Raw genomic sequence first — 26,302 nt, 5'->3', positions numbered from 1 at the left:
TTTCCCGTCATTCCGGGATGGTGCGTCAGCACCAGACCCGGAATCTCGAGATTCCGGGTTCGATGCTTCGCATCGCCCCGGAATGACCAAGATGGCTACGCCGCCAGCTTCTTCGGCGGGAATTTGCCGTAGAAGGTCTCGCCCTTGGCAGCCATGTCGACCAGCAGTTTGGGCGGCGTGAAGCGCGAGCCAAACTTCGCCTCCAGCTTGCGGCAGAGTTCGACGAACTTTTTCGTTCCCATGAAGTCGATATAGGACAGTGTGCCGCCGGTGAATGGCGCGAAGCCGAAGCCGAGGATCGAGCCGACATCGGCCTCGCGCATGTCGGTGATGACGTGGTCCTCCACGGTGCGCGCGGCCTCCACCGCCTGCACCACCAGGAAGCGCTGCTTCAATTCCTCGACATCGAGCGTATCCGGATCGAGTTGCTTCGGCTGCAGCGCGGCAAGGCCGGGCCACAGGCTTTTCTGGCCCTTGCCCTTTTCGGGGTAATCGTAAAAGCCCTTGGCATTCTTGCGCCCCAGGCGGCCCTGCTTTTCGACCAGTTCCACCATCAGTTTCTTCTGGTCCGGGTTGATGGCGTTGGGGCCGAGATCGGCTTCCGTCGCCTTGATGACCTTGAGGCCGAGATCGAGCGCCACTTCGTCCGACAGCGACAGCGGACCGACCGGCATGCCGGCCATCCGCGCGGTGTTCTCGATCATCGCCGGAGGCACGCCTTCCAGGAACATCTCGTTGCCTTCGGCGATGTAGCGGCCGACGCAGCGGTTGGCGTAGAAGCCGCGGCTGTCGTTGACGACGATCGGCGTCTTGCCGATCACGCGCACATAGTCGAGCGCGGCGGCCAGGGCTATGTCGCCGGTGTTCTTGCCGAGGATGATTTCGACCAGCATCATCCGCTCGACCGGCGAGAAGAAATGGATGCCGATGAACCTGCCCTGATCCTTGAAGCCTTCGGCCAGCGAGGTGATCGGCAGTGTCGAGGTGTTGGAAGCAAAGATCGCCCCCGCCTTGAGGTGCTGCTGCGCCTTGGCAAAGGTCTCCGCCTTGACCTTGCGGTCCTCGAACACCGCCTCGATCACGAGGTCGCAATCTGCGAGCGCGGCGTAATCCGCGGTTGGCATGATGCGCGCCAGCAGCGCGTCGCGATCCGACGCCTTGGCGCGACCCTTGGCGACCTGCTCGTCGATCACCTTCTGGGCGTGCGCCTTGCCCTTGTCGGCGCTGTCCTGGTCGCGGTCGATCAGCACCACGTCGAGGCCGGCGCGCGCCGAGACGTAGCCGACGCTGGCGCCCATGAAGCCGGCGCCGATCACGGCGATTTTCTTCACCGCGGTCGGCGGCACGTTGGCAGGACGCCGCGCGCCCTTGTTGAGCTCCTGCATCGACAGGAACAGGCTGCGGATCATCGCCGCCGCTTCCTTGGAACGCAGCACTTGCGTGAAGTAGCGCGACTCGACCCGCAGCGCGGCGTCGATCGGCAGCTGTAGGCCCTCATAGACGCAGCTCATGATGGCGCGGGCGGCCGGATAATTGTCATAGGTCTCGCGGCGGTAGATGGCGTTGCCGGCCGGGAACATCATCATGCCGGCCTTGGAGAACACCGGCCCGCCGGGCAGCTTGAAGCCCTTCTCATCCCAGGGCGCGACCGCCTTGCCGCCGCCCTTGATCCAGTCCTTGGCGGCCTTGACCAGGTCGGCGGCTGGAACGATGGCGTGAATCAGATTGAGCGTCTTGGCCTTGTCGACCGTGACCGGATCGCCCTTGAGCAGGATCGTCATCGCATCCTGCGGCGACACCAGACGCGGCACGCGCTGAGTGCCGCCGGCGCCGGGGAACAGGCCGACCTTCACTTCGGGCAGGCCGAGCCGGGTCTTGGGGTTTTCAGCCGCGACACGGTAGTGGCAGGCCAGCGTCACCTCGAAGCCGCCGCCGAGCGCGAGCCCGTTGATCGCGGCCGCCCAGGGCTTGCCGCAGGTTTCGATGCCGCGCAGCACCAGCGAGAAGCGGCGGCTCTGGTCGAACAGCATCTGGTTGGCGGCTTCCTCGCCCTTTTCCTTCAGCATCTTGGCATAGGCGAGGTTCATGCCTTCGAGCATCGAGAGATCGGCGCCGGCGCAGAACGCTTCCTTGCTCGAGGTGATGACGACGCCCTTCACCGCGGCGTCCGCCGTGGTCTGCTTCAGGATCGCCTCGAGTTCGGTGGTCGAGGTCTCGTCCAGCACATTCATCGAACGTCCGGGGATGTCCCAGGTGGCGAGCGCAATGCCGTCGGCGTCGGTTTCCAGTTTGAAATTCTTGAAGGCCATGTTGGTCGCTCCCTCGATGCCGGCTGCCGGTGTCAGGCGCGGCGGTTGTCTTGGATCTCGCGTTACACCCGCTCGATGATGGTCGCCGTGCCCATGCCGCCGCCGATGCACAGCGTCACCAGCGCGGTCGATTTGTTGGTTCGCTCGAGTTCGTCGAGCACGGTGCCGAGGATCATGGCGCCGGTCGCCCCCAGCGGATGACCAAGCGCGATCGCGCCGCCATTGACGTTGATCTTCGAGGGATCGATGTCGAAGGCCTGCATGTAGCGCAACACCACCGAGGCAAAGGCCTCGTTCAGCTCGAACAGGTCGATGTCCGATTTCTTCATGCCGGAGCGCTCGAACAGCTTTTCGGTGACGTCGACCGGGCCGGTCAGCATCATCGCCGGCTCCGAGCCGATATTGGCGAAGGCGCGGATTCGGGCGCGCGCCTTCAGACCGTGCCTGGCGCCGGCCTCCTTGCTGCCGAGCAGCACCGCGCCGGCGCCGTCGACGATCCCGGAGGAGTTGCCGGCATGGTGGACGTAGTTGATCTTCTCGACCTCGGGATGCGACTGGATCGCCACCGCGTCGAAGCCACCCATCTGGCCCATCACCACGAAGGAGGGCTGCAACTGGCCGAGCGACTGCATCGTCGTGGTCGGGCGCATGTGCTCGTCCTTGGCGAGGATGGTGAGGCCGTTGACGTCCTTGACCGGCACCACCGACTTGCTGAAGCGGCCCTCGTCCCAGGCCTTGGCCGCGCGCTGCTGGCTCTGCACCGCGTAGGCATCGACGTCGTCGCGCGAGAAGCCGTATTTGGTGGCGATCAGGTCGGCCGAGACGCCCTGTGGCATGAAGTAGGACGGCACCGCCATCGAGGGGTCCATCGGCCAGGCGCCGCCGGACGCGCCAATGCCGACGCGGCTCATCGATTCGGCGCCGCCGCCGATCACCAGTTCATGCTGGCCGGCCATGATCTGGGCGGCGGCGAAATTCACGGCGTCGAGGCCGGAGGCGCAGAAGCGGCTGATCTGCACCCCGGGGACGGCCTCGCCGAGGCCCGCCTTGAGCGCCGCGAAGCGCGCGATGTCGCTGCCGGCCTCGCCGACCGGATCGACCACGCCGAGGATGACGTCGTCGACCACGTCTTCGGCGAGATTGTTGCGTTCCTTCAGCGCCTGCAGCGGCACCGTCGCCAGCGCCAGCGCGGTGACCTCGTGCAGCGCGCCGTCGGCCTTGCCGCGACCGCGCGGGGTGCGAACGTGATCGTAAATATAGGCCTCAGGCATCGCGTTTCTCCCGTTTCGGTCTCGGCTCCGGTTGAACCAGACGAATTACAGAACAATCAGGTCATTTAACCGTCATTGCGAGGAGCTCGCGACAAAATTGCGAAGCAATTTTGCGCTGAAGCGACGAAGCAATCCAGACTTGCCTTGTTGCGCGATGGATTGCTTCGCTTCGCTCGCATTGACGATAGAATTTTGTCGATGCGTCAAAAGGCTTCCGCCGCCAGCTCCATCGTGGTGTCGCTCCCGCTCTGGATGCGCGCAAGGTGCACCGAGGTCTCCGGCAACATCCGCTCCATGAAGAAGCGGCCGGTCACCAGCTTGGTGGAGAGATAGGGGGTGGCGCCGGTGGCCGCAATCTTGTCCTGCGCCACCTTGGCCATCCGCGCCCACATATAGCCGAAGGTGACGAGCCCGAACAATTGCATGTAGTCGGTGGCGGCGGCGCCGGCATTGTCGGGCTTGGCCATCGCGTTCTGCATCAGCCAGCCGGTGGCCTGCTGCAGATGGCCGAGCGCGGTCGAAAGCGGCGTCACGAACGGCTTCATGGCCTCCTCGCCGCCATGCTCCTTGGCAAAAGCGGCGACCTCGCCGAAGAACGCCATCACGGCGCGGCCGCCGTCGCGCGGCAGCTTGCGGCCAACCAGATCGAGCGCCTGGATGCCGTTGGCGCCCTCGTACAGCATGGCGATCCGCGCATCGCGCACGAACTGCTCCATGCCGTGCTCGGCGATATAGCCATGGCCGCCATACATCTGCTGCGCCATCACGGTGTTGGCAAAACCGACATCGGTCATGACGCCCTTCATGACCGGCGTCATCAGGCCCATATGGTCGTCGGCTTCCTGGCGGTCCTTGGGGTCGGAGGATCGGTGGGCGACGTCGCTCTTCAGCGCGGTCCACACCACCATGGCGCGCGCCGCCTCGTTGAAGGCGCGGATGGTGAGCAGCACGCGGCGCACATCGGGATGCACGATGATCGGATCGGCCGCCTTGTCCGGCGCCTTGGCGCCCGACAGCGCGCGGCCTTGCAGGCGCTCGCGGGCATAGTTGACGGCGTTCTGGTAGGCGACCTCGGATTGCGCCAGGCCCTGCACGGCGACGCCGAGGCGGGCCTCGTTCATCATCACGAACATGCCCTGCATGCCGCGGTTTTCCTCGCCGATCAGCCAGCCGGTGGCGCCGTCGTAGTTCATCACGCAGGTGGAGTTGCCGTGGATGCCCATCTTGTGCTCGATCGAGCCGCAGGTCACGCCGTTGCGCGCGCCAAGCGAGCCGTCGGCATTGACCAGGATCTTCGGCACCACGAACAGCGACACCCCCTTGATGCCTGCCGGCGCGCCTTCGATCCGCGCCAGCACCAGGTGGATGATGTTGTCGGCCAGGTCGTGCTCGCCGGCGGAGATGAAAATCTTGGTGCCTGATATCTTGTAGCTGCCGTCGGGCTGCTTCACCGCCTTGGTGCGCAACAGGCCGAGATCGGTGCCGCATTGCGGCTCGGTGAGGTTCATGGTGCCGGTCCATTCGCCGGCCACCATCTTCGGCAGGAACATCTTCTTCTGGTCGGGCTTGCCATGCACGATCAAGGCGGCGGTCGCGCCCATGGTCAGGCCGCCATACATCGAGAACGCCATGTTGGCCGCGCTCTGGAACTCGGTGACGACCTGGCTCAGCGTCACCGGCAGTCCCTGCCCGCCATATTCCGCCGGCGCCGACAGCCCGAGCCAGCCGCCCTCGGCGACCTGCCGGTAGGCTTCCTTGAACCCCTTCGGCGTGGTGACGCGGCCGTCATCGTGGCGGACGCAGCCTTCGAGATCGCCGACGCGGTTGAGCGGCTGCAGCACCTCCTCGGAGAGCTTGGCGGCCTCGCCGATGATCGCCTCGCGCACGTCGGCGGAGGCGTCGCTGAACCCGGGAAGATTATTGTAGCGATCGATCTGGAACACGTCGTTGAGGAGGAAGGTGACGTCTTCCACGGGGGCCTTGTAGATCGGCATGGTGTTCTCCCGGCAGCGGCAGGATTGAAATTGGACGGCGGCGCGAACTGAAATCTGGCGATGTTGGCGGCAGTGAACTCTATCCGGTTACGGGCGTTGCAGCGAGCGAGCCGACCGCGACAAGCGGCCGGGCACGCCGAATTGATATCGTTGCCCGGCCTCTCATTGCTTGGTGAGTTGCTCCCCCATCAGACGATGCAGCAGGTTGATCGCTTTCAGCGGACGCACCATCACCTTGAAATGGGTGATTCGGCCATCGTGGCTAAAACGGATGATATCGACGCCGTTGATCCTGACGCCCTCGATCTCGTTCTCGAATTCGAGCACCGCGCCATCGGCGCTGCGCCATTCGCCGGTATATTTGAAGCCGGGCCCGCCCAGCACCTTCTCTGCACCCGCCAGATATTTGAAGGTGATGTCGCGGCCGCGCTGCGGCGTATGCACCACCGGGCTTTCGAACACCGCGTCGGGGTGCAGCAGGTCCCAGAGCGCCGCGGTGTCATGGGACTTCATGTAGCCGTACCACTTGTCGAGGCCATCCATGGTCATCATGTCTCCATTCCCCGTCCGTAGCGCCGCCGGCGCGGCATCGGCGCACAACCGCAGCCCATCTTTATGCCTGTTGACGCATATGCTACTTTATGCATATTGTCAACGCTTCCGCAGCCGGAGGGTGACGTCTTGGCGCTTGGCGATGCGATCCTGGCCTGCCTGACCGAACGTCCGATGACAGGCTACGAGCTTGCCAAGACCTTCGACGCCTCCATTGGATTCTTCTGGAAGGCCAACCACCAGCAAATTTATCGCGAGCTCACCCGGCTGCGCGACCGCGGCCATATCGAGGGCCGCGAGGTCGTGCAATCCGGCAAGCCCAACAAGCTGGTCTACACGCTGACCCCGGCGGGACGGGCGGCGCTGCGACACTGGGCGGCGCGGCCGAGCGTGCCGGCCTCGATCAAGGACGACCTGCTGGTGCGCCTCTACGCGCTCGACAGCGTCGACATCGAACCCCTGCGCACCGACCTGATGGCGCGGCTGGAACACCACCGCGACCGCTTCGCCCGCTACGAGCGGCTGCTCAACAAGCGGTTTCCGGACGGCACGGCGTCACCGGCCGATCTCGGCAAGCTGCTTGGACTTCGCATCGGCCTCGCTTACGAGCGCACCGTGGCGGAATGGTGCGAACAGGCGATCGAGGCGCTGTCGGCGCTCGCCTCGGGCAAGCGGAGCAACGTCGTTTCGATCGCGGACGGTAAGCGCGAGAACAACGGTTGAAGCGCGACCCTCCCGTCGCCCGGGCAACTTTAGCGCCGCGATCCGTCATTCCTTAACCCGTTCTTTACCGTGACGCTGAAAAGTCGGGGTCTGAGGCAGACGGCCTGCGCGGAATCCGATTGTCTCTTCAGCGGGACGCGCGGGGCGGCTGACGGCGCAGATGAAGCGCCTGGGGTCGGAACCGGACGAGAGCATGAATTCGCGCGTATCCTGGAGTGTCGACGGCATCGATCCGTCCGTCCGCGAAAGGGCCGAGGGCGCCGCGCGCCGCGCCGGCATGTCGCTGAACGACTGGGTCAATTCCACCCTCGGCCAACCCACGCCGGCCGATTTCCGCGCGCCCCGCGAGGCCCGGCCGGCAACGCCCGGCCAGGAAAGCGGCGACGTCGCCGACATCCACCAGCGGCTGGATGCCATCGCCCGGCAGATCGAGCAGATTTCGCGGCCGGCGCCGCGCGGCGACGCCCCGCGCGGCGCGCCGGTGATGGCCCGCGAACTCAACGACGCCATTTCGCGGCTCGACGCCCGGCTGTCGCAGATTTCGCATCCCGAGCCGCGCTTGGCCGAGATCCAGGAGAGGCAGCGCCAGGCCGAGATGGTCGAGCGCGCCGCCGCCCAGGTCTATCGCCCGTCGCCGCCGCTCAGCCCGGCCTCGATGGACTTTGCGATCGCCGAAATCGCCGCGCGCCAGCATCAGCTCGACGGCCCGCCGCCGCGGCGGACGCCGCCCGACCCGGGTCCGGCGGCGCACCCCGCTCCGCCCAAATCCGCGCCGCCGGCCGCGCCTGTTGGTCTCGACTTCAGCTCGCTGGAACGTCACCTGGTCAAGATCACCAGCCAGATCGAGGCGCTGCAGCGCCCCGATCATGTCGAGGCGTCGATCGCGGCGTTCCGGGCCGAGCTTGCCGACATCCGCCGCGCCATCACCGAGGCGATGCCGCGCCGGGCGATCGAATCAATCGAGAACGAGATCCGCTCGCTGTCCCGCCGCATCGACGACAGCCGCCAGAGCGGCAGCGACGGCCAGATGCTCGCCGGCATCGAGGGCGCGCTCGGCGAAATCCGCCAGGCGCTGCGCTCGCTGACGCCGGCCGAGCAACTCGCCGGTTACGACGAGGCGATCCGCAATCTCGGCGCCAAGCTCGACCTGATCCTGCGCGCGAACGACGATCCCTCCACGGTGCATCAGCTCGAAAGCGCGATCACGGCGCTGCGCACGATCGTCTCCAACGTCGCCTCCAACGAAGCGCTGGCGCGGCTTGGCGACAATGTGCAGACGCTGTCGGCCAAGGTCGACCAGCTGTCGCGGCTTGACGGCAACCGCGATTCCTTCGCCATTCTCGAGCAGCGCATCGCCGCGCTGACCGCCTCGCTGGAGAGCCGGCCCGCGCCGGCCGCGGGCGGGCATCCGGAGCATCTGGAGAACGCGCTGCGCGCGCTGTCGGAGCGGCTCGACCGCCTCCCGGTCGGCAACGACCAGGCGTCGGCGTTCGCCCATCTCGAGCAGCGCGTCTCGCACCTGCTGGAACGGCTGGAAAGCTCCGCCGATCGTTCCTCCGCGCCCGCCGTCGACCTCGGACGGGTCGAGGAAGGGCTGCACGACATTCTGCGCTCGCTGGAGCGCCAGCACGCCAATCTGGTCGCGATTGCCGAAAGCAGCCGCAACGCCGTGACGCCGCGGTCGATGGACCCCGGCATCGTCGATCTCGTCAAGCGCGAACTGTCCGACATCCGCCTGGGCCAGTCGGAGAACGACCGCCGCACGCAGGATTCGCTTGAAACCGTCCACAACACGCTCGGCCATGTGGTCGACCGGCTCTCGACGATCGAAGGCGATCTGCGCGGGGCAGGCTCGGCGCCGGCAGCCTCCCGGCCGGCACCGCCAGCGGTCGAGACCCGTGAAGCAGCCCCGCGGACGACGATGCCCGCGCAGGACTTCGCGCCGCCGCCCCTGATGCAGCCGCTGTCGCCATCTCCGAAACCGGAGCTGCCAAATCCGGCGGCGTCGCAGCCGCAATTTGCCGCCGCGCCCCGCGAATTCCACGCCGCACAGCCGTCCTCACCGCCCCTTGTCGGGCCCTTGCCGCGGGCCATCAGCGAAATCCTCGAGCCGCACGCCGCCGCGCCGGGGATCGTCACCGCGCCGGAACTGCCGCCGGATCATCCGCTCGAGCCGGGCACGCGGCCAGCCGCGCGCATGGCGTCGCCGTCGGAACGGATCGCCGCTTCCGAAAACGCGATCAGCGAGATCGCGGCTGGCCCCAAGGCGCCGGTCAGTTCGTCGAGCTTCATCGCCGCCGCGCGTCGCGCCGCGCAGGCCGCCGCCGCGGCCGCGCCCGTCAACGAAAAGGCCGGGCGCTCGGCCGCGAAGGCTGCCGCCGGGAGCATCGGCGGCGAGGCCAACGACAAGAAACCCGCAAGCCTCAGCTCCAAAATCCGCGCGCTGCTGGTGGCCGCAAGCGTGGCCGCGATCGTGCTTGGCACCTTCCAGATGGCGATGACGCTGCTCGACACCGGAAGTTCGCCGCAGCTTCCGCCGCTGGAAAGCCCACATGGGCAGGCGGCGCCCGCGCCGGCTGCCGCTGACAACCGCGCCATGCCGGCAACGCCCGCGCCCGCCGCGCCTGCGATCACCGCGCCGCTCCCGGCCGAGAAGCAGTCGAACAATGCTCCGGCGCCGGATGGCGCGCGGGTCGCGATCCCGCCGCAGGCGTCGTCGTCCACACCCAGCGACATCACGAATGCGATCCCCGCCGTACCGGCCACCGGCGGCAAGCTTTCGATGATCGCGGTCCCGCCCGGCGAGCAACTGCCCGAGGCCATTGGTGGGCCGGCGCTGCGCGCCGCCGCGCTGAAGGGCGATCCGGCCGCGGCCTATGAAATCGGCCTGCGCTTCTCCGAAGGCAAAGGCGTCGCCTCGAACTTCGACGAGGCCGCCAAATGGTATGACCGCGCGGCGCAGGCCGGCGTGGTGCCCGCGATCTTCCGGCTCGGCACCTTCTACGAGAAGGGCCTCAGCGTGAAAAAGGACGTCGATATCGCGCGGCGTTACTATCTGCAGGCAGCCGAACGCGGCAATGCCAAGGCGATGCACAATCTGGCCGTGCTCGACGCCGATGGCGGCGGCAAGGGCGCGAACTACAAGGCCGCGGCGCAATGGTTCCGGAAAGCCGCCGAGCGCGGCGTCGCCGACAGCCAGTTCAACCTCGGTATCCTCTACGCCCGCGGCATCGGCGTCGAACAGAACCTCGCTGAATCCTTCAAGTGGTTCAGCCTTGCCGCGGCGCAGGGTGACACCGACTCCGGACGCAAGCGCGACGACATCGCCAAGCGCCTCGACGACCAGTCGCTGGCGGCCGCCAGGCTCGCGCTCCAGACCTTCAGCGTGGAGCCGCAGCCCGACGACGCCGTCAATGTGGCCGCGCCGGCCGGCGGCTGGGACGCAACCCCGGCGCCGGCCGCCAAGTCCGCCGCCAAGCCGATCGTGAACCGGCGCGCCGCTACCGCGCCTTGAGCGCGATCCCCCGCCGCCACATCCCCGGCCATAACGTCGTATAATCGACCGCACACGTGGTCGCGTGCGGTGCGGCCTGCCGAGAGGATCCCTTGCCAGCGCAAGACAGCCATAAGGATGCAGATCGTTCCCGCAGGTCGCCGACGGGTCCTGCGGTGACGCCGCCGCGCCCCCTCGCCGGCCGGCCCCCTCCGCAACGGAATGAAGCGCCCCGCCGCAGGCGGGATTTCGGTTCCCTCGCCATCTTCCTGCTGCTGGTGTCCGGCGTCGTCATCTCCGCCTATCAGGACCTGTCGCGACCGGAGGCGTGGGACTACTGGAAGGACCAGTATATCTCGCCGAGCACGACGTTCACGGTGATCGCCAGGGCCGATCTCGACGGCGCCGCGGCGGGCCGGCGCGCCCTGTCTGTCAGCGGAAAAATCGGCGCCGCAAGCGCGACCCTGTTTCGCGAGCGGCTTGATGAAGCCGGTCTTGCCGCCGGCGACATGATCCTGCTGTCCTCGCCCGGCGGCAATCTGAACCAGGCTGTTATCATGGGCGAAATCATCCGCGCGCGCGGCCTGGTCACGGCGGTCGGCAGCGCCGATGCCTCCGGCCGCATCAAGCCGGCCTATTGCGCCAGCGCTTGCGTGCTGGTCTTTGCCGGCGGCAAGACCCGCTTCGGCGTACCGGGCTCGGCGCTTGGCGTTCATCGATTTGTCGCGACAGCGTCGGTCAGCGATCCCGTTGCCGAAACCCAGCGGATCGCGGGCGCATTGCTGGGCTACATGACCAAGATGGGGGTGTCGTCCGCGATCGTGGAATCGATGTCCGAGACGCGGGACATTCGCTGGCTTACGCCGCAGCAGGCGCTGACGATGAACCTCATCACCGATCCCCTGGGCAAGCCCTGACGCGGGCCAATCAGGCAAAAATTTGCCTTCCCTGGCATTTTTCGCCCCGCCTGCCGACGAATTCAGTTATGCAGAGGCGCGGGAACCGGCCAGGCGCCGCGCAATTCGTGCGCGCATCCGGCCCCGCTGCCGGCGAACGGACGAGAAACCATGCCCTGACCGGCCACGGCCGGGCCGGCGGCAAGCGACAAAAGCAGACGCGCGTGCAGCTCTACCTCCCGATCGCCGACATTCCGGTCAATGTTTTCCTCATCCTGGCGATGGGGGCGGCGGTTGGTTTCGTCTCCGGCATGTTCGGGATCGGCGGCGGCTTCCTGATGACGCCGCTTTTGATTTTCACCGGCATCGCGCCTGCGGTCGCGGTCGCCTCGGTTGCGAGCCACATCGCAGCTTCCTCGTTTTCCGGCGCGCTGTCCTATTGGCGGCGGCGCGCCATCGATCCGCTGCTGGCGCTGGTGCTGCTGAGCGGCGGCACTATCGGCACCGCGCTCGGGGTCTGGACCTTCACGCTGTTGCGCTCGCTCGGCCAGCTCGATCTGCTGATTGCGGTGTCCTACGTGATCCTGTTGACCACCGTCGGCGGGTTGATGTTCTGGGAGGGCGTGCGCGCCATGCTGCGGGTCCGTCGCGACGGCGCAATCGCGGCGCGGCGCCCGGGTAGCCATGGCTGGATCCATGGATTGCCGCTGAAGATGCGATTCAAGCGATCGAAGATCTATCTGTCGGTGATTCCCGTCATCGTGATCGGCCTCGTGATCGGCTTCATCGGCGCCGTCATGGGCATCGGCGGCGGCTTCATACTGATACCGCTGATGATCTACGTGCTGCGGGTGCCGACCTCCACGGTCATCGGCACGTCGATGGTGCTCACGCTGGTGACGATGCTGTTCGCCACCATGCTGCATGCGGTCACCAATCACCTGGTCGACGCCGTGCTGGCGCTGATCCTGATGGTCGGCGGCGTTACCGGCGCCCAGTTCGGGGCGCGGGCCGGACAAAAAATCCGCGGCGAACATCTGCGGCTGCTGCTCGGACTGCTGGTGCTGGCGGTCGGCGTCCGCTTTGCGGTCGAACTCGTGATCCGGCCCGAGGATCTCTTCACCATCCGCGAAACCGGGGGCACCGGATGACGCCGCGCCTCCTCCTCACCATCGGAAGCGTTGCGCTGGGATCCCTGCTCGCGACCGCGACCGCGAGCGCTGAAAAGCTGATCGTGTCAGTGTCGAACCATCGCGTCACGGTGACGCCGAACTATTCGGGCGAAGAGCTGGTGCTGTTCGGTTCGGTGGAAAAGGACGCCGCGACCCCGCCGTTCCGCACCAATTATGATTTGGTGGTGACCGTCTCCGGCCCGCGCGCCGACATGGTGACCCGCCGCAAGGAGCGCAAATTCGGCATCTGGATCAACACCGACTCCCGGCAATTCGTCAAGGTGCCGAGCTACCTGGCGCTGTTTTCCAACCGGCCGTTCGAATCCATCGCCACCGCCGAGGTGCAGCGGCGCCAGCAGCTCGGGCTCAACAACGTGCTGCTGACCCAGCGCGTCGGGCCGGATTTTGCCGACGTCGTGCCGAACGACCCGTTCCGCAGCGCCTTCGTGCGGCTGCGCTCGGAACAAGGCCTCTATCGCGAGGCGACGTCGGCGGTGACGTTCCTGACGCCGACGCTGTTCCGCACCGGCATTCCGCTGCCCGGCGAAGTCCCGATCGGCACCTATGACGTCGAGATCAAGCTGTTCGCCGAAGGCGCGCTAGTGACCAGGACGGAAACCGCGTTCGAGATCGTCAAGGTCGGCTTCGAGCAGTTCGTCGCCAACGCCGCCCACCAGCACGGCTTCGTCTACGGGCTCGTCACCGCCCTCATGGCGTTAATGACCGGCTGGATGGCCTCGATCGTGTTCCGGAAAGATTAAACACCAAAGAGTCCGCGCATAGCGCGGCTCAATGCTCTCTCCCATTGCGGGCAATGGACAATCGAGATTGTCGAGCGACCGCCTGGAGTCAAAGGGTTCCAGCTCCTACCTCGACGCTGGGTCGTCGAGCGCATCTTTGCATGGTTTGGCAGGTGCCGCCGTCTCGCCAGGGACTTCGAGGACTCCGCTGCCATCGAAGTGGCTTGGCCTCTCGTCGTCCATCTCGGGCTCCTGACCCGACGCCACTTTTTGACTCAGACTCTCAGGCTGCGGTCGGTGGGTGGGCCGGCTTACTTGCCGCCAACAAAAAACCCCACGCCCATGGCGACGACGCTGAGCAGCATTGCCGCGATCGACAACCAGCCCAGCCAGTAGAGCAAACCCTCGACGACGAAGCGGCCCATGACGTCCTTGCGGCGCGCCATGAACATCAGCAGCACCATCACCGGCACGGCGAGCACGCCGTTGACGACCGCGCTCCAGTACAGCGCGGAAATGGGATTGATCGAGGTGAAGTTCAGCGCGATGCCGATTCCGGCCGACAGCGCCAGCGCCGCGTAGAATGCGGCGGCTTCCCGGGGCTTGCGCGCGAGCCCGACCGGCCAGCGCCGCGCCTCGCCGACGGCATAGGCGGTGGCGCCGGCAAGCACCGGGATCGCCAGCAATCCGGTGCCGACGATACCGAGCGCAAAAACCACTTCGGCAAACACACCGGCGATCGGACGCAGCGCTTCGGCCGCATCCGCCGAGCTCTGGATGTCGGTCTTCCCGGCCACGTGCAGCGTCGCCGCCGCGGTCACGATGATCGACAGCGCGATCAGGTTTGAGAACGCCATGCCGACGATCGTATCGGCGCGGATGCGATGGAATTCCTTCTGCGCGCCGTAGTGCTTTTCGATCAACGGCCGCTTCGCCGCGTCGACGCGCTGATCCTCGGCCTCCTGCGAGGCCTGCCAGAAGAAGAGATAGGGCGAGATCGTGGTGCCGAAGATAGCGACGATGGTGGTGAAGTAGTCAACGCTCCAGGTCAGGCGCGGAACGAGGACGCCGGCCAGCGCCTCACCCCACGAAACCTTGGCGAAGGCGAGCGCGGCGACATAGGCGAACAGGCTGAGCGTCAGCCATTTGAGCACTGACACGTAGCGCCTATAATCCAGAAAGATCTGCGCCACGACCGATGTCGTGCCGAAAAACAGCACGTAAACGATGCCATGTCCGCCGATCAGCAATTTGGTCGCATCGGCCATGGCGCCGAGATCGGCGGCGATGTTGATCGTGTTGGCGATGAACAGCAGCGCCACCACGACATTGAGCAGCCACCCCGAATAATGCCGGCGGACGTTGCCTGATATGCCATGGCCGGTGACGCGGCCGACGCGCGCGGAGATTTCCTGGATCGCCGCCATCAGCGGAAACGTCAGCATCATCGTCCAGCCGATGCCGTAGCCGAGCTGCGCGCCGGCCTGGCTGTAGGTGCCGATCCCCGACGGATCGTCGTCGGACGCGCCGGTGATCAGGCCTGGTCCGAGCGCCTTCAGCGCATCGCGGGCGCTAAACCGCGTGGCCGACTTAGCCCGTGTCGCGGGCTTCCCATGGCCGGCACCGGGATGCGACTGGTGCTTCGAACTAGACTTGTTACGATCTGCCATACCAAGGTCCAGCCGCGCCAACAACGAACCTGGCACGCGCAGGTTCCCAGGCAACCAGCATTAAGCATGATTTGAGGGTGCATAAGAAGCCAAAACGGATTCCGCTCTCAATGGCAGCGCGAGGCGGCGATGGCGTGGAGTCTTTGGTCGCCGAGCACATGGGCCGTCATCAGCCCCGGCTTGCGGAATATCCTTGCGAAAGCGGGATCGCGGATGTTGAGGCCCCCGGCATAGGCGCCGAAGGCCGGCAGCACCGCGCGCTCGCCGTCGGAAGCAAAACACCGCCGCTCCATCGAACGTCCACGGGTGGCGACCCGCGCCTTGGGATGCAGATGACCGGCGATCTCGCCGGCCGCGCCTGAAGGCTCGTGGCGGAACGCGATCGGCCCGACCGCAATTTCACTTGCGACCGCGCCGCCGAGATCGGACGGCAGCGCCGGATCGTGATTGCCCACGATCCATATCCAGTCGCGCCGCGCCTGCATCGCCGAAAGCGCGGCGCGGTTCTCCGCCGACAGCCGCGCATGGGCGTCGCGATCGTGAAAGCTGTCGCCGAGCGCGATCACCATGCCGGGGTCGTAGCGCGCGAGAACGGCGGCAAGCCGGCCCAGCGTCGCCACGGTGTCGTAAGGCGGCAGCAGCACGCCGCGCCCGGCAAGACTGGAGCCTTTTTCCAGGTGCAGGTCGGAGACGACGAGCAGCCGCCGCTCCCGCCAGAACAGCGCGCCGGAAAGATCGGCGAGCATGCACACGCCGGCGACTTCCAGCGCGCTTTGAGAAACCACTGAAAGCAAAACATTCGCCGTCATGACCGGGCTTTTCCCCGAGATAGCGATGCTGACATGGCGGAGCCGGACAAGTTCATTTCTTACGTCTCTTGCGTTGTCGCCTCCCGGACGAGTTCGGCGGCGGCTTCCGCCAGCAACTCATCGGCCGCTTCGCCATAAACCTGTTCGCGGCCGATTTCCAGCATCACGGGGACCGCGAGCGGCGAAACGCGGTCGAGTTCCCGATGGGTGATTCGTCCCCGAATACGCGCGAGCATATCACCCAATCGCTTGAGATCGAGCAGCCCGCTGGCGGCGTCGGCGCGCGCCGCGCGCAGCAGCACATGGTCAGCCTGGTGCTTGCGCAGCACATCGTAGACCAGGTCGGTCGAGAACAGCACCTGGCGGCGGGATTTTTCCTCGCCGGTGAAGCGCCGCGCGATCAGGCCCGATATCACGGCGCAGGTGCGGAAGGTGCGCTTCATCAGCGCGGATTCGGCCAGCCAGGCCTCGAGGTCGTCGCCGAGCATGTCGGGATCGAACAGCGCGTCGAGACTGAGTTCGCCGCGCCGGATCATCAACGACATGTCGCCGAGGCCCCAGACGGCCAGCGCATATTCGCTGGCGACGAAGCCGAGCGGGCGGACCCGCGCCCGCTCCATCCGCCGCGTCAGCAGCATGCCGAGCGTCTGGTGCGCCAGCCGCCCCTCGAACGGGTAGCAGACCAGGTAGTGCTTGTTGGCGCGGGGAAAGGTTTCGACCAGCAGTTCGCGCGCCGCCGGCACGCGAGAGAACTGTCGTTGCAGCGATAGCCAGTCGCGGACCTGGTCCGGCAGCGCGTTCCAGGCGCGCCGGTCGTCAAGCAGCCTGCGGACGCGTTCGGCCAGATAGGTGGAGAGCGGAAACTTGCCGCCGGCATAGGACGGCACCTTGGCGTCCTTGTCGTTGGCGCGCGAGACGTAGACCTGGTCTTCCGCCAGCGCCTCGTAGCGCACCACCTCGCCGCCGAACACAAAGGTGTCGCCGACCACCAGCCCCTCGATGAAGTACTCCTCGATCTGGCCGAGCATGCGGCCGCCGCGCCCGAGCGCGCCGGTCGATCCCGCCCCGCCGCCGCGACCGCGCACCAGGCGGACCTGCAACATGGCTTCCTCGACGATGGTGCCGACGTTGAGCCGGTAGCTCTGCCGCACCCTGGGATTGGCGACGCGCCAGCGGCCCTGCTTGTCCTGCTTGATGCGCGCGAAGCGCTCATAGCTCTTCAGCGCATAGCCGCCGCTGGCGACGAAATCGACCACGTCGTCGAAGTCACCGCGCGAAAGCGCGGCATAGGGCGCCGAGGTCATCACCTCCCGGTAAAGTTCGTCGGACAGAAACGGCTCGCCACAGGCGCAGCCCAGCACGTGCTGCGCCAGCACGTCGAGCGCGCCGGTGCGCAACGGCGGCGTGTCCTGCGCGTTCTCCGCGATCGCGTCGATCGCGACCCGGCACTCCAGCACCTCGAAGCGGTTGGCGGGCACCAGCACCGCGCGCGAGGCCTCGTCGATGCGGTGGTTGGCGCGGCCGATCCGCTGCATCAGCCGCGAGGCGCCCTTCGGCGCGCCGACATTGATGACGAGATCGACGTCGCCCCAGTCGACGCCGAGGTCCAGCGACGAGGTGCAGACCACCGCGCGCAGCCTGCCGGCCGCCATCGCATCCTCGACCTTGCGGCGCTGGGCGACGTCGAGCGAGCCATGATGAAGCGCGATGGCGAGGCCGTCGTCGTTCATGCGCCAGAAATCCTGGAACAGCATCTCGGCCTGGCTGCGGGTGTTGACGAACACCAGCGTGGTCCGGTTGCGCTTGATCAGCGCGTACATTTCGCCGAGCGCATGCCGCGCGGTATGGCCGGCCCAGGGCAGGCGCTCGCTGGTGTCGAGCATCTCGACCACGGCCGCCGCCGCGCCGCCGGCGACGACGATGTCGGCGGCCGCCTCGCTGCCGTCACGCTGCGGCGTCAGAAACCGCGCCAGCGATTCCGGCTCGGCCACCGTGGCGGAAAGGCCGATCGCGCGCATCCGGGGCGCCAGCCGCCACAGCCGCGCCAACCCGAGCGACAGCAGGTCGCCGCGCTTGGAGGTGACGAGGGCATGCAGTTCGTCGAGCACGACACGCCGGAGCGAGGAGAACAGGAACGGCGCGTCGTCCGACGACAGCAACAGCGCCAGTTGCTCCGGCGTGGTCAGCAGGATATCCGGCGGGTAGCGCCGCTGCCGCTGCCGCCGCGACGCTGGCGTGTCGCCGGTGCGGGTCTCGACCTTGATCGGCAAGCCCATCTCCGCGATCGGCGTCTGCAGATTGCGCGCGATATCGACCGCGAGCGCCTTCAGCGGCGAGATGTAGAGGGTGTGCAAGCCGCCGGAGCGCGTCACCCCGCGGCCGGCTGATAGGAGGCTTTTCTCGCCTCCGTTTTTTGCGCCAGCGGTAGCGGACAGTTCCACCAGCGTCGGCAGAAATCCGGCCAGCGTCTTGCCCGCGCCGGTCGGCGCGATCAGTAGCGTCGAGCGACCGTCGCGGGCCTTTGCCAGCAGCGCCAGCTGATGCTCCCGCGGCGACCAGCCGCGCGCGGCGAACCATTCGCGAAAACGGCGCGGGAGCAGCTCGGCCGTTTCGGGCGGCGCAAGGGGCAAGGGATCGGGCGACGGCACGCCAGGAGAGGTAAGCCGTCACGATGGGTTCGTCGAGGGCGCTGTTTTCGCGGCGACCGCGACCAGACCGGGCACGGGGACGCCGTCCTCGTTGCGGGCGGATCGATCTTCCAGCAGCGACAATGCGAGTCCCGCCCCCGCGACTGCGGCGCGAACGCAGGCGGTGGCGTGGGCATAGCGCAGCCCCTCGCCGATGATGACGCCGTCGCCGCGGTGGGTTTCGGTCGTGAACGCCAGCAGCCCGCCCGGCATCAGCACGCGCGCGGCTTCGCCGAATACGGGCGCAAGATCGGCAACGTAAACCATCGCATCGGCCGCAAGAACCAGGTCGACGCTGGCGTCGGGCTGCGTGCGCAGGAAATCCAGCATGTCTGCGACCTCAAGCCTGGCATAGAGCCCGCCGGCGCGCGCCCGCTCGATCATCCGCGGCGACAGATCGACGCCGACGAACTCGTCGACCCCCCTGGCGAAGGCTGTGGCCGCGAGCCCGGTGCCGCAGCCGAGATCGATCGCCCGCTTGAAGAAGGCGGGTTTGCGCGCCGCGGCGCGTACCGACAGCACCGCGCCGAACAACAATTCCGGGCCGCGATAGAGGAGGTCATCGACCAGCGCGACTTCGAACCGCCGCGCGTATTGATCAAACAACGCCTGCACATAGGCATGCGGCATGCCGGAAAGCGGCGCGGCGCCGAGCCGCATCAGCCGCAGGCCGGCGCCTTGGCGATCGTCGGGATCGCTGGCCGTTGCCTTGCGGTAGGCTGCGACCGCCAGCTCATTGTCGCCGAGTTCTTCGCGGATTTCGCCGAGCATGAACCAGGCGGAGGTGAAGTCCGGCGCAAGCTCGATCGCCTGCAGCACCAGGTCGGCGGCGGCCGGCAGGTCGCCCTTCAATTGCAGATCGCGCGCGAACTCGAAGCGGCGGTCGGCCATCAGATCGCCGGAGGAGAAAAACATGCGCGAGGGCATCGGGTTTCGGGCTCGTCACTGCCGGCCTGCGTCGCGGACCGGATCGAGGGGCGATCCGGCGTAGCAGGATTTCTTGGGAATATCGATCCTCAGGTCAAGCCCGCCCGTGACGGCTAAACATCGCAGCGCGACGACCTATATAGGCGCCATGCGCCCGCACGACATCCTGATGCCCGATCCCGCCGGCCTCGCCTGCCGGCAAGGCCGCTTCCACATCGACCCGGTGCGCCCGGTCGAGCGGGCGGTGATTACGCACGGCCATTCCGACCATGCCCGGCCCGGCCACGGCGCGGTTCTCGCCACCCGGGAAACGCTCGACATGATGCGGCTGCGCTATGGCGAGAATTTCGCCGGCAGCACCCAGGCCATCCGCTATGGCGAGGAAATCAGGCTCGGCGACGTCACCATCAAGTTCCATCCCGCCGGACACGTGCTGGGATCGGCGCAGGTCGCCGTCACGTGCAAGGACACCTGCATCGTCGCCTCCGGCGATTACAAGGACGCCGCCGATCCGACCTGCACGCCATTCGAGGTCGTGCCCTGCGACGTCTTCATCACCGAGGCCACCTTCGGCCTGCCGGTGTTCCGCCATGGCGATGCGGCGGATGAGGTGGGGAAGCTGCTGGCGTCCGTGGCGCTGTTTCCGGAGCGCGCGCATCTGGTCGGGGCCTATTCGCTCGGCAAGGCGCAACGCGTCATCGCGCTGCTGCGCGCGGCCGGCTACGACGCGCCGGTCTATCTGCATGGCGCGATGGAGAAGATCACGCATTATTATGGAAGCCGCGGCATCGCACTCGGCGTGCTGCACCCGGTCAAGGGAATGAAGAAGGCCGACCTCGCCGGCACCATCACGCTGGCGCCGCCCTCGGCCACTTCAGACGTCTGGACCCGGCGCTTTCCCGATCCCGTCACCGCGTTCGCCTCGGGCTGGATGCGGGTGCGGGCGCGGGCCCGCCAGCGCGGCGTCGAACTGCCGCTGGTGATATCGGATCATGCCGACTGGGACGGCCTGACCGCGACCATTGAAGCCACCGGCGCCGGCGAGGTCTGGGTCACCCACGGGCAGGAAGACGCGCTGGTGCATTGGTGCAAGGCGCGCGGCCTTGCGGCGCGGCCGCTCGATCTCGTCGGCTATGGCGACGAGGAGGAGCACGAGGTGATCACGGCCGGCGAGGCCGAGGCATGAACCGCTTCGCCGAACTGCTCGACCGCCTCGCCTATGAGCCCGGCCGCAACAACAAGCTGCGGCTGATCGTGGCCTATCTTCGCGACACCCCCGATCCCGACCGCGGCCATGCGCTGGCGGCGCTGACCGGCGCGCTGTCGTTCAAGCACGCCAAGCCGGGGCTGATCCGCGACTTGATCATGGATCGTACCGATCCGGTGCTGTTCGCACTGTCCTATGATTACGTCGGCGATCTCTCCGAGACGGTGGCGCTGATGTGGCCGAAGGCTGTGGCTCACCGCGGAGAGCCTTTGCGTGGCCACCCCTCTCCCCCACCCTCCCCCGCAAGGGGGGAGGGAGCCGAGTTTCGCGCTCAACTTTCACCGCGAACAAAAGCCACGGCCGTCGGTCTCACCGTTCCCTCCCCCCTTGCGGGGGAGGGACAGGGAGAGGGGTATCCCGCGGGTGGTGCCAATGATGATCGCCACCCGTCCGGCCTGCACAACAACCCGCCTCCCCCCACCCTTTCCGAAGTCGTCAGCACCCTGCGCACGCTCGGCAAGGCCGAACTGCCGAAACAGCTTGCGCGCTGGCTCGACGAACTCGACGAAACCGGCCGCTGGGCCCTGCTCAAACTCGTCACTGGTGCGATGCGGATCGGGATTTCCGCGCGGCTGGCGAAAACCGCCGCCGCCGCGCTTGGCGACAAGGACCCGCACGAGATCGAACTGATTTGGCCCGGGCTGGCGCCGCCCTATCCGGACCTGTTCGCATGGCTGGAGGGCCGCGGCGACAAGCCGGTCAATCGCGATTCCGCGCCGTTCCGGCCCGTGATGCTGGCGCATGCGATCGAGGATTCGGATTTCGCCAACCTCGATCCGCAAGATTTCATCGCCGAATGGAAATGGGACGGCATCCGCGTGCAGGCGGTATCCGGCCGTGACGAGCACGGCCGGATCCAGGCGCGGCTCTATTCACGCACCGGCGAGGACATCACCGGGAGTTTTCCCGATCTGGTGCCCTCGCTGCGCCTGCCCGGCGCCATCGACGGGGAGTTGCTGGTGCTGCGCGAGGGCCGCGTGCAGACGTTCAATGTACTGCAGCAGCGGCTCAACCGGAAAACGGTCTCGCCGAAGCTGATCAACGAGTTTCCGATCCATCTGCGCGCCTACGACCTGCTCGGCGACGATGAAAGCGATCTGCGCGAGTTGCCATTTGCCGAGCGACGCGCGCGGCTGGAGAAATTCATCGCCAGGCTGGACAACCCGCGCATCGACCTGTCGCCGATGGTGACCTTCGATAATTGGGAGGCGCTGACGGCCGCGCGCGCCGATCCAGCCGGCGCCGGCGCCGGCGAGGATGCCGATGCGGTCGAGGGCGTGATGCTGAAGCGGCGCGACGCAACCTATCTGCCGGGCCGCCCCCGCGGCCAGTGGTGGAAATGGAAGCGCGACCCGCACATCATCGACGCCGTGTTGATGTATGCGCAGCGCGGCCATGGCAAGCGCTCGTCCTATTACTCGGATTACACCTTTGGCGTCTGGACCGACAGCGAGGGTGGCGAACAGCTGGTGCCGGTAGGGAAAGCCTATTTCGGCTTCACCGACGAGGAACTGCTGCAGATCGACCGCTTCGTCCGTCGCAATACCACCGAGAAGTTCGGCCCGGTGCGTCATGTCGTGCACGAGCCGGATCAGGGGCTGGTGCTGGAGGTCGCGTTCGAGGGGCTGCAGCGCTCGCCGCGGCACAAATCCGGGGTCGCGATGCGGTTTCCGCGGATCAGCCGGCTGCGCTGGGACAAGCCGCCGCGCGAGGCCGACCGGCTGGAGACGCTGGAGCGGATGCTGAAGGATGTGAACGCGAATTAACATTGCCGGAGCGCATGGCAGCCATTGATTGACACAGCCGGGTTCCCCATGTCCCCCGCCTTGACCTATACTGCGCGGTACCGACCGCAGGAGAGCATCGATGCCCAACGACGTCCGAGACGTGCCGGCCAGCCATGACGGCCTCTACCGCTTTCTCGGCGGCTCGCCGCTGGCGGTGGCGTTCCGGCTGGTCCTGCTGTCGATCCTGGTCGGCGTGGTGCTCGCCGCGATCGGGTTCGACCCGTGGAATATCCTGCACAGCATCCGCATGCTGTTCCAGCGGCTGTGGGATCTCGGTTTTGACGCCGTCAACTGGGTATGGCGCTACTTCCTGCTCGGCGCCGTGATCGTGATCCCGATCTGGCTGCTGTCGCGGCTGTTCGGGAGTCCGCGCGGGCGATAGACCTCCCGCGCAGGTGCCCGCTCCATCTTCTCACGTCACGACGGCGCAGGTGTTTGCCATCGCGGGTCCCGCGATGGTCGCCAACCTGACCACGCCTCTGATCGGCATCGTCTCGACCATGGCGATCGGACGGCTCGGCGACGCCGTCCTGCTCGGCGGCGTGGCGATGGCCTCGGTGCTGTTCGACTGCCTGTTCTGGCTGTTCGCATTCCTGCGCATGAGCACGGTGGCGTTCACCGCGCAATCGCTGGGCGCCGGCGAGACCAGCGAACTGCGCGCGATCCTGCTGCGCGGGCTGATCGTCGCGGCGGTCATCGGCGTGATCCTGATTGCGCTGCAGGCGCCGCTGGCGACCATCTTGCTCGACGCGATGGGCGGCAGCGAGGGCGTTACGCGCGCCGCCAAGACCTACTTCACGATCCGGATCTGGGCGGCGCCGCTGACGCTCGGAAATTACGTCGTGCTGGGTTGGCTGATCGGGCAGGCCCGCGCCAAACTGGCGCTGGCTACGCAGATCACGATCAACCTCATCAACATGGCGGCGACGGCACTGCTGGTGCTGGTGTTCGACTTCGGCATTGCGGGCGCGGCGATCGCCGCCGTGACCGCCGAGGCCGCAGGGCTCGCGCTCGGCGGCCTGATCGCGCACCGCTTCTCGAAAGAAAGTCCCACCCCCTCGCGCGCGCTGCTGTTCGACCGCGCCAGGCTGATGCGGATGCTTTCGGTCAACCGCGACATCATGATCCGCACCGCGTCGCTGATCGCGGCGTTCCTGTTCTTCACCGCGCAGGGCGCGCGCGCCGGCGACACGACGCTGGCGGCCAACGCAGTGCTGAACAATTTTCTGCTGATCAGCGCCTTCTTCCTCGACGGGCTGGCCAACGCCGCCGAGCAGCTTTGCGGCCGCGCCTACGGCGCGCGCGACCGGAATGCGTTTGCAGGCGCGGTCCGCCTGGTCGTCATATGGGGTTTTGGCTTTGCGCTCGCGGTCGCCGCCTGCTTCCTGCTGTTCGGACCCGCGCTGATCGACATGATGACCGCGAACGCGGACGTTCGCCAGATGGCGCGGGACTATCTCTGGTTCGTGATCTTTGCGCCGCTGCTCGGCGTGTTCGCCTTCACCTATGACGGCGTCTATATCGGCGCGACCTGGGCGCGCGACATGCGCAACCTGATGCTGGCCTCGCTCGTCATCTTTCTCGCCGCGTGGCTCGCGCTGCGCTCGTTCGGCAACGCCGGCCTGTGGGGCGCGCTGCTGGTGCATTACGCGGCGCGCGGCGGGCTGGAAGCGCTGCGATATCCGGCGCTGCTGCGGAAATCGTTTGCCCCTCAACCCGCAATTATCTCACCGGCCATTCCTCGGCGGTGATGGTCGCCGCGTCCGCGCCGACGATCTCGGAGAGCGAGTCGCGGCCGGTTCGCAGCAGGGTCGAGGCGAGGTCGTTCTTGATGTCCTCGATCAGGCCGAGGCCCTTGTAGATCAGCGACGAATAGAGCTGGATCAGGTTGGCGCCGGCGCGGATTTTCGTCAGCGCGGCGCCGCCGGAGTCGATGCCGCCGACCCCGATCAGCGGAAACGCCCCCTCGGCGCGCACATAGGTCTCCGCCACCATCCGCGTCGACAATCGAAACAGCGGCCGTCCCGACAATCCGCCCTGCTCGCGCGCACGGTTGGTCTCGCGCAAGGTCTGGGGCCGCGCCAGCGTGGTGTTGGCGACGATCATGCCGTCGACGCGACGCGAGCGCGCGATATGGACGACGTCGTCGAGTTCGCCGAGGCTGAGGTCAGGCGCGATCTTGAGCAGCACCGGCGTATCGCCGGCGCTGGCGCGCACCCGCTCGCGCGCGTCAATCGCCCTGGCGAGGAGATCATCGAGCGCGGCGGATTGCTGCAGATTGCGCAGGCCCGGCGTGTTCGGCGACGAGACGTTGACGGTGAAGTAGCTCGCCACCGGCGCAAAGGTCTCGATCAGCCTGACATAGTCGGCGACGCGGTCGGACGAATCCTTGTTGGCCCCGACATTGACCCCGACGATGCCGCTCCGGCTTGCGCGCGCGGCAAGCCGGCGCAACACGGCTTCCGCGCCGTCATTGTTGAAGCCCATGCGGTTGATCACGGCCTCGTCGCGATCAAGCCGGAACAGCCGCGGCCGCGGATTGCCGGCCTGCGGCTTCGGCGTCACCGTGCCGATCTCGACAAATCCGAAACCGAGCCGCAACAGCGCATCGGGGGCCTCCGCGCTCTTGTCGAAGCCCGCCGCCAGGCCGATTGGATTGGGAAAATTCAGGCCAAAGGCGCGCACCGCCAGTTTCGGGTCGTCGGGCCGCTTCCTCACCGGCGGCAGCAACCGCAGGCCTTGGATCGCCATGCGATGCGCGTCTTCAGGATCGAACCAGCGCAGCAGCGGCAGCGAGAAGGTGTCGAAGGCGCGGATCACGGGCCAAGCTCCGGAATGTCGTGGTAGCCGTCGGCGCGGGCGCGAAGTTCGTGGAGGGCGGTTACCGCGCCGAGGTCGAGTGCGCCATAGAGGTGCGGGAACAACTCGTCGTTGCGCGAGGGCTCCCAGCGCAGCGCATCGCCGAGCACGTCGCTATCGACCGCGATCAGGAACAGCCCGGCCTGTCCGAAAAAATGCTTTCGCGCCGTCTCCGCGACCTGGGAAGCCGTCGAGAAATGGATGTAGCCATCGCGCCGATCGTCCGCGCTGCCGCGGTAGACGCCCTGCCGCTCGGCCTCGCGCCAGGCCGAGGCGGGCGTGATTTTATAGATCGTGGGCACGGCTCGCGGAATTCCCTGCTTGTCGTTGAGTCTCTTGGGATTTTCCCCGGAACGGCCGGGCCCGGCGCCCGACCGTAAAGGCGGCAGGCGGCTAACTCAAGCGCTTCGCCGCAACGGGCTCGCCGCGGCATTTGCGCAATCTGGCGACGCAAGGTAATAATTCCTATCTCGAGTCAGGAATGCCCCGTGGCCAGGCATATGAAAACGCCGCGCGGTCTGACCCACGATCAGGTCTGGACAGCGCTGGACCGGCTGGCGGAGCGCGCCGGCCTGTCGCCGTCGGGTCTGGCCAAACGCGCGGGCCTCGACCCCACCACGTTCAACAAGTCCAAGCGCATCACCGCCGAGGGCCGCGAGCGCTGGCCTTCGACTGAATCGGTCGCCAAGGCACTGGCCGCGACCCATTCCTCGCTCGACAGCTTCGTGCAGTTGATCGGCGATGGCGCGCGCAGCCTGCAATCGGTTCCGCTGCTTGGCCTCGCGCAGGCCGGCGGCGGCCATTTCGACAGCTCCGGTTTCCCGGCCGGCAAGGGCTGGGACGAGACGCCGCTGCCGTCCGCCAGCGACGAACACGCCTACGCGCTGGCGATCTCGGGGGATTCGATGAAGCCGGCCTACCGCGACGGCGACATCATCGGGGTGTCGCCGGGCACGCCGATCCGCCGCGGCGACCGCGTGGTGCTGAAAACCACGGGTGGCGAGGTGATGGTCAGGGAATTGAAGCGCCGCACCGCCCGGACGCTGGAGCTGCAATCGCTCAACCCCGCGCATCCCGACCGCACGCTGGACGCCGCCGACGTCGCCTGGATCGCCCGGATCGTGTGGGTGAGCCAGTAGTTTTCCT

The 26,302-nt window shown here is 67.0% G+C and carries 20 protein-coding genes and 1 pseudogene; 11 read left to right on the top strand and 10 right to left on the bottom strand.

The annotated features are described in order from the left end of the window. Positions 1-95 precede the first annotated feature (95 nt). The 4 genes from Q0D31_RS10800 to Q0D31_RS10785 form a co-directional block, all read right to left on the bottom strand. On the bottom strand, positions 96-2,309 hold the full coding sequence (locus tag Q0D31_RS10800; RefSeq protein ID WP_291849683.1) for an FAD-dependent oxidoreductase: 2,214 nt from the start codon (positions 2,307-2,309) through the stop codon (positions 96-98). A gap of 62 nt (positions 2,310-2,371) precedes the next feature. After that, positions 2,372-3,580 (bottom strand): acetyl-CoA C-acetyltransferase, encoded by a 1,209-nt coding sequence (locus Q0D31_RS10795; RefSeq protein ID WP_291849680.1) that lies wholly within the window; start codon positions 3,578-3,580, stop codon positions 2,372-2,374. 203 nt (positions 3,581-3,783) lie between these two features. Further along, the gene (locus Q0D31_RS10790; protein ID WP_291849678.1) at positions 3,784-5,574 is read right to left on the bottom strand and encodes an acyl-CoA dehydrogenase C-terminal domain-containing protein; all 1,791 of its coding nucleotides are present in this window, start codon (positions 5,572-5,574) and stop codon (positions 3,784-3,786) included. Between the two features lie 162 nt (positions 5,575-5,736). Beyond that, positions 5,737-6,123, bottom strand: coding sequence for a nuclear transport factor 2 family protein (locus tag Q0D31_RS10785; protein WP_291849925.1), 387 nt, complete (start codon positions 6,121-6,123; stop codon positions 5,737-5,739). 132 nt (positions 6,124-6,255) lie between these two features. Between Q0D31_RS10785 and Q0D31_RS10780 the strand changes: the two genes are divergently transcribed. The 6 genes and pseudogenes from Q0D31_RS10780 to Q0D31_RS10755 form a co-directional block, all read left to right on the top strand. Then, positions 6,256-6,849: a PadR family transcriptional regulator gene (locus Q0D31_RS10780; RefSeq protein ID WP_291849675.1), complete on the top strand. Its 594-nt coding sequence runs from the start codon at positions 6,256-6,258 to the stop codon at positions 6,847-6,849. Between the two features lie 193 nt (positions 6,850-7,042). Next, positions 7,043-10,363 carry a hypothetical protein gene (locus Q0D31_RS10775; protein ID WP_291849672.1) on the top strand — a complete coding sequence of 1,107 codons (3,321 nt, stop codon included), beginning with the start codon at positions 7,043-7,045 and terminating at the stop codon, positions 10,361-10,363. 155 nt (positions 10,364-10,518) lie between these two features. Continuing rightward, a complete protein-coding gene (locus tag Q0D31_RS10770) occupies positions 10,519-11,259 on the top strand; it encodes a hypothetical protein (protein WP_291849670.1) in 741 nt (246 codons plus the stop codon). A 203-nt stretch (positions 11,260-11,462) separates the two neighbouring features. Then, entirely contained in the window at positions 11,463-12,389 is a 927-nt protein-coding gene (locus Q0D31_RS10765; protein WP_291849667.1) for a sulfite exporter TauE/SafE family protein, read from the top strand. Beyond that, positions 12,386-13,171, top strand: a complete 786-nt coding sequence (locus tag Q0D31_RS10760; protein WP_291849664.1) for a TIGR02186 family protein — start codon at positions 12,386-12,388, stop codon at positions 13,169-13,171. The genes Q0D31_RS10765 and Q0D31_RS10760 overlap by 4 nt, the downstream gene beginning before the upstream one ends. Positions 13,172-13,201: 30 nt before the next feature. After that, positions 13,202-13,414 (top strand): annotated as a pseudogene (locus Q0D31_RS10755) (transposase); the annotation flags it as partial. Positions 13,415-13,461: 47 nt separating this feature from the next. On the opposite strand, the gene Q0D31_RS10750 reads toward Q0D31_RS10755, so the two are convergent. From Q0D31_RS10750 to Q0D31_RS10735, 4 genes are all read right to left on the bottom strand, one after another. After that, complete coding sequence (locus Q0D31_RS10750) at positions 13,462-14,820, bottom strand: divalent metal cation transporter (protein WP_291849662.1); 1,359 nt, start codon at positions 14,818-14,820, stop codon at positions 13,462-13,464. Between the two features lie 107 nt (positions 14,821-14,927). Beyond that, positions 14,928-15,629 carry a ligase-associated DNA damage response endonuclease PdeM gene (gene pdeM / locus Q0D31_RS10745; RefSeq protein ID WP_291849658.1) on the bottom strand — a complete coding sequence of 234 codons (702 nt, stop codon included), beginning with the start codon at positions 15,627-15,629 and terminating at the stop codon, positions 14,928-14,930. A gap of 59 nt (positions 15,630-15,688) precedes the next feature. Next, a complete protein-coding gene (locus tag Q0D31_RS10740; protein WP_291849654.1) occupies positions 15,689-18,277 on the bottom strand; it encodes a ligase-associated DNA damage response DEXH box helicase in 2,589 nt (862 codons plus the stop codon). Positions 18,278-18,295: 18 nt separating this feature from the next. Further along, the gene (locus Q0D31_RS10735) at positions 18,296-19,243 is read right to left on the bottom strand and encodes a methyltransferase domain-containing protein (RefSeq protein WP_291849652.1); all 948 of its coding nucleotides are present in this window, start codon (positions 19,241-19,243) and stop codon (positions 18,296-18,298) included. A gap of 148 nt (positions 19,244-19,391) precedes the next feature. On the opposite strand from Q0D31_RS10735, the gene Q0D31_RS10730 reads away from it, so the two are divergent. The 4 genes from Q0D31_RS10730 (at position 19,392) to Q0D31_RS10715 (ending at position 24,048) form a co-directional block, all read left to right on the top strand. After that, on the top strand, positions 19,392-20,429 hold the full coding sequence (locus Q0D31_RS10730; protein WP_291849649.1) for a ligase-associated DNA damage response exonuclease: 1,038 nt from the start codon (positions 19,392-19,394) through the stop codon (positions 20,427-20,429). Continuing rightward, positions 20,426-22,276, top strand: a complete 1,851-nt coding sequence (locus Q0D31_RS10725) for a cisplatin damage response ATP-dependent DNA ligase (RefSeq protein WP_291849646.1) — start codon at positions 20,426-20,428, stop codon at positions 22,274-22,276. The genes Q0D31_RS10730 and Q0D31_RS10725 overlap by 4 nt, the downstream gene beginning before the upstream one ends. Positions 22,277-22,376: 100 nt before the next feature. Beyond that, complete coding sequence (locus Q0D31_RS10720; protein WP_291849642.1) at positions 22,377-22,679, top strand: DUF6460 domain-containing protein; 303 nt, start codon at positions 22,377-22,379, stop codon at positions 22,677-22,679. A 73-nt stretch (positions 22,680-22,752) separates the two neighbouring features. Then, the gene (locus Q0D31_RS10715; protein ID WP_291849922.1) at positions 22,753-24,048 is read left to right on the top strand and encodes an MATE family efflux transporter; all 1,296 of its coding nucleotides are present in this window, start codon (positions 22,753-22,755) and stop codon (positions 24,046-24,048) included. Here Q0D31_RS10715 and Q0D31_RS10710 read toward each other — a convergent pair. Both Q0D31_RS10710 and Q0D31_RS10705 read right to left on the bottom strand, forming a co-directional pair. Then, positions 24,020-25,117: a quinone-dependent dihydroorotate dehydrogenase gene (locus Q0D31_RS10710; RefSeq protein ID WP_291849640.1), complete on the bottom strand. Its 1,098-nt coding sequence runs from the start codon at positions 25,115-25,117 to the stop codon at positions 24,020-24,022. The two genes, Q0D31_RS10715 and Q0D31_RS10710, sit on opposite strands and share 29 nt — an antisense overlap. Continuing rightward, on the bottom strand, positions 25,114-25,458 hold the full coding sequence (locus tag Q0D31_RS10705; protein WP_291849636.1) for a DUF952 domain-containing protein: 345 nt from the start codon (positions 25,456-25,458) through the stop codon (positions 25,114-25,116). Before Q0D31_RS10705 ends, Q0D31_RS10710 begins: the two co-directional genes overlap by 4 nt. A gap of 198 nt (positions 25,459-25,656) precedes the next feature. Between Q0D31_RS10705 and Q0D31_RS10700 the strand changes: the two genes are divergently transcribed. Then, on the top strand, positions 25,657-26,295 hold the full coding sequence (locus Q0D31_RS10700) for a helix-turn-helix transcriptional regulator (protein ID WP_291849919.1): 639 nt from the start codon (positions 25,657-25,659) through the stop codon (positions 26,293-26,295). Positions 26,296-26,302: the final 7 nt, after the last annotated feature.

The organism is Bradyrhizobium sp. (genome assembly GCF_022844465.1).
In the GTDB taxonomy this organism is placed as follows: domain Bacteria; phylum Pseudomonadota; class Alphaproteobacteria; order Rhizobiales; family Xanthobacteraceae; genus Bradyrhizobium.
The sequence above is the reverse complement of the archived record's forward strand: the minus strand, read 5'-3'. Positions and strand labels throughout refer to the sequence as shown.

Excerpts from the sequence above, each read along its gene's own strand:
- Q0D31_RS10800 (WP_291849683.1), bottom strand. The coding sequence starts at position 2,309 with ATGGCCTTCAAGAATTTCAAACTGGAAACCGACGCCGACGGCATTGCG.
- Q0D31_RS10795 (WP_291849680.1), bottom strand. The coding sequence starts at position 3,580 with ATGCCTGAGGCCTATATTTACGATCACGTTCGCACCCCGCGCGGTCGC.
- Q0D31_RS10790 (WP_291849678.1), bottom strand. The coding sequence starts at position 5,574 with ATGCCGATCTACAAGGCCCCCGTGGAAGACGTCACCTTCCTCCTCAAC.
- Q0D31_RS10785 (WP_291849925.1), bottom strand. The coding sequence starts at position 6,123 with ATGACCATGGATGGCCTCGACAAGTGGTACGGCTACATGAAGTCCCAT.
- Q0D31_RS10775 (WP_291849672.1), top strand. The coding sequence starts at position 7,043 with ATGAATTCGCGCGTATCCTGGAGTGTCGACGGCATCGATCCGTCCGTC.
- Q0D31_RS10760 (WP_291849664.1), top strand. The coding sequence starts at position 12,386 with ATGACGCCGCGCCTCCTCCTCACCATCGGAAGCGTTGCGCTGGGATCC.
- Q0D31_RS10750 (WP_291849662.1), bottom strand. The coding sequence starts at position 14,820 with ATGGCAGATCGTAACAAGTCTAGTTCGAAGCACCAGTCGCATCCCGGT.
- pdeM (WP_291849658.1), bottom strand. The coding sequence starts at position 15,629 with ATGACGGCGAATGTTTTGCTTTCAGTGGTTTCTCAAAGCGCGCTGGAA.
- Q0D31_RS10735 (WP_291849652.1), bottom strand. The coding sequence starts at position 19,243 with ATGCCCTCGCGCATGTTTTTCTCCTCCGGCGATCTGATGGCCGACCGC.
- Q0D31_RS10730 (WP_291849649.1), top strand. The coding sequence starts at position 19,392 with ATGCGCCCGCACGACATCCTGATGCCCGATCCCGCCGGCCTCGCCTGC.
- Q0D31_RS10725 (WP_291849646.1), top strand. The coding sequence starts at position 20,426 with ATGAACCGCTTCGCCGAACTGCTCGACCGCCTCGCCTATGAGCCCGGC.
- Q0D31_RS10720 (WP_291849642.1), top strand. The coding sequence starts at position 22,377 with ATGCCCAACGACGTCCGAGACGTGCCGGCCAGCCATGACGGCCTCTAC.
- Q0D31_RS10715 (WP_291849922.1), top strand. The coding sequence starts at position 22,753 with ATGGTCGCCAACCTGACCACGCCTCTGATCGGCATCGTCTCGACCATG.
- Q0D31_RS10700 (WP_291849919.1), top strand. The coding sequence starts at position 25,657 with ATGAAAACGCCGCGCGGTCTGACCCACGATCAGGTCTGGACAGCGCTG.